10 protein-coding genes are annotated in these 10,455 nt (G+C 68.8%); 8 read left to right on the top strand and 2 right to left on the bottom strand.

From position 1 onward, the window contains the following. Nucleotides 1-544 precede the first annotated feature (544 nt). Both VM221_06850 and VM221_06845 read left to right on the top strand, forming a co-directional pair. Nucleotides 545-1,678 (top strand): ABC transporter substrate-binding protein, encoded by a 1,134-nt coding sequence (locus VM221_06850; protein ID HUT74538.1) that lies wholly within the window; start codon nucleotides 545-547, stop codon nucleotides 1,676-1,678. A 28-nt stretch (nucleotides 1,679-1,706) separates the two neighbouring features. After that, complete coding sequence (locus VM221_06845; GenBank protein ID HUT74537.1) at nucleotides 1,707-3,476, top strand: methyl-accepting chemotaxis protein; 1,770 nt, start codon at nucleotides 1,707-1,709, stop codon at nucleotides 3,474-3,476. A gap of 224 nt (nucleotides 3,477-3,700) precedes the next feature. On the opposite strand, the gene nth is transcribed toward VM221_06845, so the two are convergent. Together nth and VM221_06835 are read right to left on the bottom strand one after the other, a co-directional pair. Continuing rightward, nucleotides 3,701-4,447: an endonuclease III gene (nth, locus tag VM221_06840; protein HUT74536.1), complete on the bottom strand. Its 747-nt coding sequence runs from the start codon at nucleotides 4,445-4,447 to the stop codon at nucleotides 3,701-3,703. A gap of 4 nt (nucleotides 4,448-4,451) precedes the next feature. Continuing rightward, nucleotides 4,452-5,729, bottom strand: a complete 1,278-nt coding sequence (locus VM221_06835) for an adenylosuccinate synthase (GenBank protein HUT74535.1) — start codon at nucleotides 5,727-5,729, stop codon at nucleotides 4,452-4,454. A gap of 444 nt (nucleotides 5,730-6,173) precedes the next feature. Between VM221_06835 and VM221_06830 the strand changes: the two genes are divergently transcribed. The 6 genes from VM221_06830 to VM221_06805 all read left to right on the top strand — a co-directional run bounded on the left by VM221_06830 (nucleotide 6,174) and on the right by VM221_06805 (nucleotide 10,441). Beyond that, a complete protein-coding gene (locus VM221_06830) occupies nucleotides 6,174-6,515 on the top strand; it encodes a cupin domain-containing protein (GenBank protein ID HUT74534.1) in 342 nt (113 codons plus the stop codon). A gap of 108 nt (nucleotides 6,516-6,623) precedes the next feature. Beyond that, the gene (locus VM221_06825) at nucleotides 6,624-6,782 is read left to right on the top strand and encodes a hypothetical protein (protein HUT74533.1); all 159 of its coding nucleotides are present in this window, start codon (nucleotides 6,624-6,626) and stop codon (nucleotides 6,780-6,782) included. Nucleotides 6,783-6,806: 24 nt separating this feature from the next. Then, the gene (locus tag VM221_06820) at nucleotides 6,807-7,082 is read left to right on the top strand and encodes a hypothetical protein (protein ID HUT74532.1); all 276 of its coding nucleotides are present in this window, start codon (nucleotides 6,807-6,809) and stop codon (nucleotides 7,080-7,082) included. 101 nt (nucleotides 7,083-7,183) lie between these two features. Further along, a complete protein-coding gene (locus tag VM221_06815) occupies nucleotides 7,184-8,107 on the top strand; it encodes a dihydrodipicolinate synthase family protein (protein HUT74531.1) in 924 nt (307 codons plus the stop codon). A 353-nt stretch (nucleotides 8,108-8,460) separates the two neighbouring features. After that, entirely contained in the window at nucleotides 8,461-9,489 is a 1,029-nt protein-coding gene (locus tag VM221_06810; GenBank protein ID HUT74530.1) for a polyprenyl synthetase family protein, read from the top strand. A gap of 166 nt (nucleotides 9,490-9,655) precedes the next feature. Continuing rightward, nucleotides 9,656-10,441 carry a hypothetical protein gene (locus tag VM221_06805; protein ID HUT74529.1) on the top strand — a complete coding sequence of 262 codons (786 nt, stop codon included), beginning with the start codon at nucleotides 9,656-9,658 and terminating at the stop codon, nucleotides 10,439-10,441. Nucleotides 10,442-10,455: the final 14 nt, after the last annotated feature.

The raw sequence follows: 10,455 nt of genomic DNA, 5'->3' as shown, positions 1-10,455 counted from the left end.
CCAGTGGGGATGGTTGGGCGACGCGCCGGGCACGACCTCGTAGGGGCAAGGCATGCCTTGCCCCTACCTCCGCGCCCAAGGGCGCCCCCTGCTTTTCGAGATCATACCCGCCGCGCAGGAGAGGGTCATAAGCGCGGGTATGCACACATCTGTGTGCGATAGCAAGTCGGCAACATTCCAGCCTGATGCCCCTGGACGCCGCTCGAGGCGAGACGCTTGCGCCACCAAGTATGAATAATACGCGCTACGTTCGGAGGGTGAACGCCGGCCGCCTTGCCATGAGTTGTCAACGGCTTCGGCGAGATTCAAGCGGCATTGACGTCCTGCGCCGGCGCGCCGCGGCGTCGCGCGCCGACGAAGGGCGGTGCGCTTGCGCGCCAGTGCGACAGAGCCGCCCAGTCGGGGTCTCAGTTCAGCGCGGCAATGTGGAAAAGATGCATGGTCTCCAGGCAGCCCGGCGAGCGCGGTCCGGGTGCCCCTCGTGCGCTTCCGCGCGTGGGCGCGGTTGCGATTGCAGTCGCTGGATCGCACCAGGGAGAGCAGCATGCGACCATGCACCTACGGCCGACCATACGGCGCTGGGGCTCCGACCGGCAAGGCGTCGGCGGCCACCCCCTGGCGGCTGTGCAGCTCGGGCCCCATCGGCCTGGGAGTCGCCCCCCTGCGGTTGCCTGCGAGCCTCGCCGTGCCTGCCGGCTCCCGCGCCGCGCGCCGGGTGCGGACCGTCGCTTGGGTTCAGGTGCTGCGCTGCGCGCTCGCGGCCGCGGCTCTGGTGCTCACAGTGTCCGAGTCGTGGGCGGCATCTACGCGCGTGGCGGTGGTGAAGAGCCGAGCCTTGTCTGGCTACGATGCCGCCGAGCAGGGATTCATGAGCGTGATCGGCGCCCAAACGCAGGTCAGCGTGACCCGATATAGCCTGAGCGCGAATTCCACGGCGGCGCGCCAGGTGGCAGCGCAGATCAAGGCCAACCCGCCACAGGTGGTGCTGGTGCTAGGCACCGAAGCGGCGCAACAAGTGGGCAAGGCGGTGGGGGACATTCCGGTGGTGTTCGCTATGGTCGTGGACCCGGTTCAGAGCAAGCTCATGGACAACCCTGGGCGGCCCGGCGGCAACATGACGGGAGTGCACCTGGAGATCCCGGCCTCCGAGACGCTGCAGGCGCTGCGGCGCGTCGTGCCCACGGTGCGAATTGTGGGGGTCATTTACGACCCCTCCAACAGTGAGCCCGAGGTGGACGAGATCACCGCGGGGGCGCGCTCAGTGGGGCTGCGAGTGGTGGCGCAGGCGGTGCGCTCGGCGGCCGAGGTGCCGGCGGCGGCGGGGAAGCTGCGCGGCAAGGTGGACGCCATCTACGCCCCGATTGACACGACGGTCTACAGCCCGCAGTCGGCGAAGTACGTCCTGCTGTTCGCGGTGCGCAACGGCCTGCCGGTGGCGGGATTCTCGCCCAACCTGGTGCAGGCGGGGGCGCTGCTGGCGCTCTACCCGGACTACACCGACATCGGCCGCCAGGCGGGATACCTGGCGTTGCGCATCATCTCCGGCGAGGCGCCGGGGCGAATCCCGGTGGTCGGGCCGCGCAAGTCCCTGCTCGCGCTCAACCTGAGCGTGGCGCGCGCGCTGGGGTTGACGGTTCCCGAAACGCTGAGGCGGTCGGCGGACAAGGTCTTCAAGTAGGGCGACACAGGAGCGAGGTAGGCGGCACATGCGGCTGACTAGACGGTGGCGAAACCTGGGGCTGGGCCTGAGCGCGCGGTTTGCGCTCTGGGCCACGCTGTTGGTGACAGCGGCTGCGGTGGTGCTCGGAGTGTTCTTCGTGCGCCAGCAGTCACGCCAGATCCACGAGAGCTTGCGGGCGCGCGGGCTGGCGCTGGCCAAGAACGCCGCCTACAACAGCGAATATGGGGTGCTCGTCGGCTCGCAGCAGATGCTCCACCAGCAGTTGGCCGGCATCACCCGCGAACGCGATGTCGCCTACGCCTGGGTGGAGGACGCCAACGGCAGCGTCCTGGCGAGCGCCGGCATGTCGCCGCAGCAGGTCAGGTCCCGGCGCGACGACGGCAAGCGGGCGGAGCAGGTTGAGGCGCCGCGCTCGCGCATGTACCGCGTACGGTCGGGGGTGACCGTATGCGAGGTCGCCGCCCCAGTATACACTACCGCCGACGACACGCCGGGGCTGGAGTCATCGTTGCTGTCGGAGCAGACCCCCCAGCAGCCGACCGACGCCTCGCCGGCGCGCCGGCGCATCGGCGTGGTGCGAGTGGGAATGTCCCACGACGGCGTCAACGCCGCCATTGCCGGGGTCGTGCGCACGACCGCGCTGCTGACGGGCGGGGTCGTGCTGTGCGCGATTCTGATCGTGATCGCCCTCGGGCGCAGCGTTACTCGTCCCCTCGAGCAACTGGTCACGGCCGCGCAGCGCGTGGCCCGGGGCGACCTGACCTTCGAGATTGACGACTCTCGCCGCGACGAGATGGGGCAGTTGTCGGGCGTCTTCAATAACATGGTGCGCAGCCTGCGCGCCCTGATCAAGCACATGCAGGACGGCATCGTCCAGATCGGCGCCGCCTCGTCGGATATCGAGGGCCTGGCCGAGCAGCAGACCGCCAGCTCCGTCGATCAGGCGGTGTCGGTGGAGGAGGTTACCTCGTCCCTGGAGGAGCTCGCCGCCTCCGCCGCCGGGATCGCCGACCGCTCGGAGTCGGTGGTGACCACCGCCGAGGAAACGGTGGCGGCCGCCATCGGCGGTCAGCACACCGTCAGCGCCGCCCTCGAGGGCATGGACCGCATCCGCGAGACGGTGCAGAACATCGCCGCCTCCTCGGTGCGCCTGGGCGACCGCTCGCAGAAGATCGGCGATGTCCTCAACATCATCCAGGAGATCGCCTCCGAGACCCACCTGCTGGCGGTCAACGCCGCCATCGAAAGCGCGGCTGCCGGCGAGCACGGGCGGCGCTTCGCGGTAGTGGCGGGCGAGGTGCGCCGCCTGGCCGAGCGCTCTCGCGCCTCCGCCGAGGAAATCGCGTCTCTGGTCGCCGAGATCCAGGGCGCCATCAGCGCCTCGGTCATGGCCACCGAGCAGGGCACCAAGGAAGTCGGCGTGGGGGTCGAGCTCGCCCGCGGCGTGGACAGCGCACTCCAGGAGATCGTCGCCCTGATCGAGAAGACCACTCGTACCGCACGCGAGATCTCGCTCGCCACCCAACAGCAGCGCGCCGCCAGCGACCAGGTGGTGGCGGTCATCCGCGGCATCGCCGATAACGCCCGCGACGCCGCCGAGGGCATGCGAAAGGCCTCCGGCCTCGTCAATCAGTTGACCTCCCTCGCCGCCGGCTTCGAGGAGGAATCCAGTCGCTTCGTCTTCAACGGCGAGCACCCGCCGGCCAGCGGCCCGCCGCCCGCCCACAGCCCGCGCCTCGACCGCCAGCCGGCGGACGACGCGGCGCATTCACTTGCCTCCGAGCAGTCGTCGTAACCGGCGCGGGTGTGACCTCGAGAAGTTGGGATGAGGCTCAACCCATGGAGCATGGCCGCCCCGGTGGCTAGGTCGCAAGGCGACCGCCACGGCGGCCTTTGGGCCTAGCCGCCGTGTGGGCGACCCGCCTCGTCGGGTCGCCAGATGACACAGGCGAGGGCGCCTATGCGCCACGCGGGATGCACGGCGCCACCTCTCCGGTCAACTCCACCAACGAAAAGCGATCACACCCACCGGCGCTCGCGGCGGGGATAGGGGCACAGCGCCGCGCGGTCGAGGGGGCAGCGGGGGCACTGCGGACATCGTGCCTTGCATACCTGGCGGCCGTGGGCGATAAGGTTGAGGTGAAGGGCGCGGCGGCGGGGGGGCGGGACCAGCGGTTCCAGTTCGCCGTGGGCGCGGTCAGCGCAGACCTTGGGCCCGATCAATCCCAGACGCCGGGCCACGCGCAGCACGTGCGTATCCACCGGGAAGACCTGCCGGTCGAGGGCGAACAGCAGGACGACGTTGGCGGTCTTCAGCCCCACGCCGGGCAGCGCCAACAGGTAGTCGCGGGCCTCGCCGTCGCTCATGTGGGCGAGGAAATCGAGGCTGAGGCGGCCGCGCTCGCGCCCGATATGGCGCAGGATGTGCTTGATGCGCGGGGCCTTGACGTTGCTCAGCCCGCCGGGGCGAATGGCGGCCGCAATCGCGCGCACGTCGGCGTCCGCCACCTGGTTCCAAGACGGGAACCGCTCCCGCAGGCGCGCCCAGGCGAGGCCGCTGTTGACGTCGCTGGTGTTTTGCGACAGGATGGTGGCGATCAGCACGTCGAGCGGCTTGCCCGCCGGCGGTGCGCCCGGGCGGATCAATGTGGAGGGCTTGGCGCGCGGGGAATGCGGGAGCGCGTACTCCTTTTCCAGCGCTGCGGCGATGGCAACCACCCGCCGCCGCCGGGCCGCCGGCGACTCGCTGCCCGGCGCCGCGATCATCCCCTCACGCCTCGACGACGACGGTCTGGTCGCGGCGCGGTCCCATGCGCGCCATGAGCAGCCGCGCGCCCGCGATCTCCGCCAAGCGATCGAGGTAGGCTCTGGCGGCGCGGGGCAGCCCCGCCGGCGACGTCACCCCGGTCGTCTCCTCGCGCCAGCCCGGCATCTCCTCGTACACCGGCGTGCAGCGCGCCAGGGTCTCCAGGGAGGTGGGGAAGGTGTGACGCTGTTCGCCGTCGCAGCGATAGGCGACACAGATGGGTATGCGGTCGAACTGATCGAGGACGTCGAGGTGGGTGACGGCGAGGTGCTCGATGCCGTTGAGCATGGCGGCCTTGCGCGCGACTACCGCATCGAACCAGCCGATGCGGCGCGGGCGGCCGGTGGTGGTGCCGAACTCACGCCCCTGGACGCGGAACTTGTCCGCGAGCTCGGGCTCGCATTCGGTGGGAAACGGGCCCGCGCCGACGCGCGTGGTGTAGGCCTTGACCACGCCGACGATGCGGTGCAGCCGCTTGGGCGAGACCCCGCTGCCGACCGCGGCGGCGGCGGCAATGGGGTTGGAGCTGGTGACGAACGGATAGGTGCCGAAATCAATGTCGAGCAGCGTCCCCTGCGCCCCCTCGAACACGACTTGCTTGCCGTCGTCGAGCGCCTGATTGATGACGGTTGCGATATCGGCCACCAGCGGCGCCAACTCCTGCGCCGCCGGCGCCAGCTCGGCATAGACCTGGTCGAAGTCGAGCGGCGGCGCGCCATAGACCTTGGTCAGCAGCGCGTTCTTGTGCGCGAGGGCGGCGGCCAGCTTGTCGCGGAAGACCGCGGGCTGCGTCAGGTCAAGCGCGCGCAGGCCGCTGCGGGCGTACTTGTCGGCATAGGCCTGGCCGATACCGCGCAGGGTGGTGCCGATGGCGGCGGCGCCGCGCGCCTGCTCCTCGGCCGCGTCGAGCGCGCGATGGTAGGGCAGCACCAGGTGCGCGCTCTCGCTGATCAGCAGGTGGTCGCGCACGGCGATGCCGCGCGATTCCAGTTCGCGCATCTCGCCCAGCAGCCCCTGGAGGTCAATCACCACCCCGTTGCCCAAGAGGCACGCCTTGCCGCGCAGAATGCCGCACGGCACCAGATGCAGCGCGAAGTGCTCCTCGCCCACGAACACGGTGTGACCGGCGTTGTTGCCACCGTTGAAGCGGACCACCATATCCGCCCGCTCGGCCAAGACGTCAACCACGCCACCCTTGCCTTCGTCGCCCCACTGGGCGCCGACTACGACTGTGCTGGGCACGCTCGCACCTCCCCGCTCGCGGCGGAAAAAATAAACCCAAACGGGGGGAACCATTTGGGTTAGGGACCCTGCCCCTGGGCAGTTCCTCGCGCAATGATAGCGCGAGGGCGGGGGCTTGTCAATGTCGGGGTGAATCCCTGCCCTGGGAACGGGTCCAGCCCTCACACAAATCTTGACACTACCCGATCAGCGTTGGTACTATTACTATGGCTCACGGGAACGCCACGACGATGGCGGCGGCCACGGGGCGACCGGGTTGGCGACCTTCACCGCCGGGCGGCTCGTCGGCCAGCCATTGGAGGGCTAGGGATAGTCCGAAAGCATTCCCTTCCCGTGCCCGGGCGGCGCGCTGAGGGCCAAGTTCATCACCCCGCGCATCTGTGGCAAGAACTCCGTCGCCTACGGCGTGGACTTCCGATAATACTCCCGACCAAGGAGGCTCCCGTGAACCAATTTCCCGAGTTCATGCGGCGGCCGGCCAATGCGGTGAAGCAGACCTCGCAGGCCGGCGGCCTGGAGGGCTATGTCTTCGACGGCGCCGACGGCAGCCAAGTGGTGATCTGGCAGTGCGCGCAAGGCGGCCGCAGCGAGATGGACACCCACGACTTCGACGAGTATGCCATCGTCGCGCAGGGCACGTTCGCCGGCACCATCGGCGGCCGTGCGATCACCCTCGGGCCCGGCGACGAGTACTTCATCCCCGCCGGCGTGCCCCACGACGGCGAGTACTCGGCCGGCTATCGCGCCATTGACGCCTTCGGCGGCAAGCGCGTAGAAAGAGCATAGGCGATAGCTTGGCCGCCATCCTCTCTTTCCAATTCGACAACTCATACCAGCGCCGCGTGCCTCAAGCTCGAGTTCGAGCTGCCCGCTAGCGTCAAGGCCACCTGGCCCTTGTTCTCGAAGCTGTGCCACGATGCCAAGGAACTCGACGACATCCCCTACTACTGGCCGCAAGCCCAGGCGCTGGGGCTGCCGCTGATTCAGTACAGCGCCCGCGAGGTGAGAAGCAGCCTGACCTTCGTTGACTACGCCCAGGAGTGCCCCGCCTAGCGGGGCGTCTCCGCCGAGCGCGTCATGGCCCACCTCGTCGCCTGCGGCGTCGCGCTCGACGAGGTCGGCTTCCAGACCGACAACGGCTCGGAGTATGGTGGCGGTCAGGATCGCCGCGGCGTCCCGCATGGCTTCAAGCCGACCGTGGAAGCGCGCCGGGTGACCCACAACTTCATCCCGCCCTCGGTGCACACTTGCCAGAGCGATGTCGAAACCGCGCATCACCCTGTGGCCCACTGCTTTCCTCGAAGATCACTCCTACATCTTGTTGCCAAAGGAAATTCAACGCCTGCGGGGTAAGGATCTACCTGTTCATCCTTGGGGTGAATCCCGACCGGCTCCGCCGTGAAGGCGCTCTCTCGTCGGGCGGAGAATCCCACTCACGAGGAGGATATGATCTGATGCTTACACGCGAAGCGATGGAAGGCGTCTATTGCCTTCCCCCAACCCCATTCGACCAGAACGGCATCTTCGACGAGCAGGCCTTTCGCGAGAACGTGCGCAAGCTGGCCGCCGCCGGGATCCACGCCGTCGTCACCACCGGCAGCCTGGGCGAATTCCACACCATTTCCTGGCCCGACCACCAGCGCCTCGCAAAGGCGCTAGCCGAGGAGTGCAAGGCCGCGGGCATCGTCTCCGTCTGCGGCTGCTCCGGCGTCAACACCGACGAGGCGATCATGAAGGTCGCCGCCGCCGAGAAAGCCGGCTGCGACGCCGTCATGAACCTCAGCCCCTACTACCTGAAACTGACCCGCCAGGAACTGATCAAGTTCTGGCACGACCTCGCCGAGGCGTGCCCCAACATCGGCATCGTCATCTATAACAACCCCCAGACCTCCCAGATCCACGATGTTGAGACCTACCGCGGCATCATCGACATCAAGACCTTCTGCGGCGCCAAGGAAGCTCACTACGACTGGTCGCTGTGGTGCAACCTGCACCGCAACTTCCCGGAACTCGGCCTGTTCACTTCCACCGAGCCCGACTGGTACATCCCCACGATGAAGATGGGCGAGCGCGGCTTCTTCACGATGACCGGCGCGGGCATCCCGCACTACGCCGTCGAGATCTACGACCTGTGCAAGAAGGGCCTGTGGGACAAGGCGCTCAAGATGATTGACCGCTGGCAGGAGATGGCGCGCGACATCGCGAGCCAGCCCTTCCTGCAGGGCTATGGCCTCGGCGGCCACAAGGCGAAGATCAACGCCTTGGGTTACCTCAGGTGCGGCTACATGCGGCGGCCGTTCATATCGGTGCCCAAGCAGAACGAAGAGAAACTCGCCGAGTACCTCCACTCGAAATACGCAGATATGATACGCGGCTGAGACCGTACCGCAGCAGGGCGCGGTGAGAGCAGCCAGAGATTAGGAAATCGGGGATAGTTCCCCATTTCCGAGTACCAGATGCGCCGGGGCGTGGCGATTGGGCTTTGCGGGGCACCGGTCGTGGCGGTGACGTACGTTTGTTGCACTGAGGCTTCCCGGCGGCATCCTCCAGGCGAGTTACGACGGAGTGGGGCGCAGATGGGAGTCACCCGCACATGAGCACAAGCCACAGATATGTCCGCAGGCTTCTCCCTCGACAGTCTCCCGGCGATTCACTATACTACTGGGTGAGCTTGGCGGCGCGGGAGCGGCGCTGCCGGCGGATGCGGTCGCTGTGCCCCGGAGGAGCAGAGGTGTCATCGGATCCCATGGAGGCGGTGCAAAGGCTAATGCGCACCGCGCTGGCCGGACTGGAGGGCGCGGGGGGGGCGTTGCTGCGCGCGATGCTGTCCCACCACCTGGGATGGGACGAGACCGAGGCGCAGGCGGGGGGCAAGCCCGCCACCCTACCGGCGGGCAAGCTCGTGCGCCCGCGGCTGTGCCTGCTGTCGTGCGCGGCGGTGGGTGGCGACCCGGAGGTGGCGGCTCCGGCGGCGGCGGCGATCGAGCTGGTGCATAATTTCTCCCTGATCCACGATGACATCGAGGACCGCGACGAGATGCGCCGCGGCCGGGCGACGGTGTGGAGGCGCTGGGGCGAAGCCCAGGCCATCAACGCCGGCGACGGCATGTACTCCCTCGCCTATGCCGCCCTCGGCGACCTGGGCGCCGCCGGCGCCGGGGACACCCGCCACCTGCGGGCGGTGGCGCTCCTGAGCCGGGCCTGCGTGCGGCTGTGCGAGGGGCAAGCGCACGACCTCGCGCTGCACAACCAGCCGCGGGTGTCGCCGCGCGAGTACCTGGACATGATCGGGCGCAAGACCGCGGCGCTCATGTCGTGCGCGACACAGCTCGGCGCGTTGTTTGGCGGCGCGAACGACCAGACGCAGGCGGCGTTTCGCCAATTCGGCTTCGACCTCGGCATCGCGTTCCAGATCCGCGACGACCTCTTGGGCATCTGGGGCGACCCCGATAAGACCGGCAAGTCGGTCGGCACCGATCTCAGCCGCAAGCGATGCTCCTATCCGGTCATCTGCGCGCTGGAGCGGGCGCGGGGCGAGGAACGCGAGACGATCCTCGCCGCGCAGGGCGCGTCGTCGCCGGAGCGCATCGCCGCCGTGGTGGACGCGCTCCAGCGGCTCGGCGCGCTGGCGCAGGCGGAAGACCTGGTCGCCCAGAAGCACGAGCGCGCGTGGGCCGCGCTGGGGTCGGTGCAGTTGGCGCCCGGCGCTGCGCACGCGCTGCGCGAGCTGACGGAGTTCCTGACCGTCCGCCAGCGCTAGCCTGCCGAGCCGTGACCCCGCCATGGAGCGCCGCCTGGCGCGCGTTCGTCAGCGGGGGAACGCCGGGGCCCGCGCGAGCGTCAGAAGGGTTGACAGTGCCGGGGGCGTGTGATAGATTGAGGCACGCTATCCCCGGGGTGTAGAAATGGCGCACAGGAGGCTTGGTATGGTCAGGCGCCTCACGGTACTCGCGATCGCGGCTGCGGCGCTTGCGTTGGCGCCGCGGGCCTACGCGATCGAGGCACAGTTGGGCGGCATCCGGCTCGACCAGCCGGCCATGGATCTCCTCGATGAACCGCTCTACGGCCCGCCGGACTTTTTCGGTCCGGCGGGGGCCGTGGTAACCTACGGGCTCACGGCTCCGACGCGACTAGCGGCGGTCGGAGCGCCCGCAGGGGTGGGGTTCGCACCGCTTGCGCCGGCGAGAGGTTTCGTCCCGAGTAGAGGTGGCGGCCGCGGTAGTGAGGTAGAGGAGGCCGCTCCCGCACCGCTGCCGGCGGCCAGCAGCTTCGCTCCCCCCGCGGCGATCCCCACCGTGCCGGTGGTGGTCGAGGACGACAGCACCGCAACCTATTGGCTCTACAACATGCCCGGCCCAGTGCAGGTCGTCGTCGGGCTCAACGCCGCCGGCCGCGTCAAGACGATCACCGTCTCCGGCAGCTGGTACCGGGGGGCGCGGACGGAGCAGGGCATAGGACTCGGCGACCAATACATTGCGGTGCTTGAGAAATACGGCTTTCCCGACTCGACCCAGGGCGCGGGGGGCAACCTGGTCTTGCGTTACGCAAACGCCGGCCTGACGCTGACGCTGACGAGTCTGCGGGTGACTACCATCGCCCTCGCCAAAGGAACGGCGGCGGCAGCAGCGCGGCCCGCCGCAGGCCCGGCGGCGGGTGTCGCTCCCACCTATGGCGGTGGCCGTGGCGGCGGCGGTGGGCGAGGTTCAGAATAGCTAGCAGCCGAAGG

This window comes from Armatimonadota bacterium, assembly GCA_035527535.1.
In the GTDB taxonomy this organism is placed as follows: Bacteria; Armatimonadota; Hebobacteria.
The sequence above is the reverse complement of the archived record's forward strand: the minus strand, read 5'-3'. Positions and strand labels throughout refer to the sequence as shown.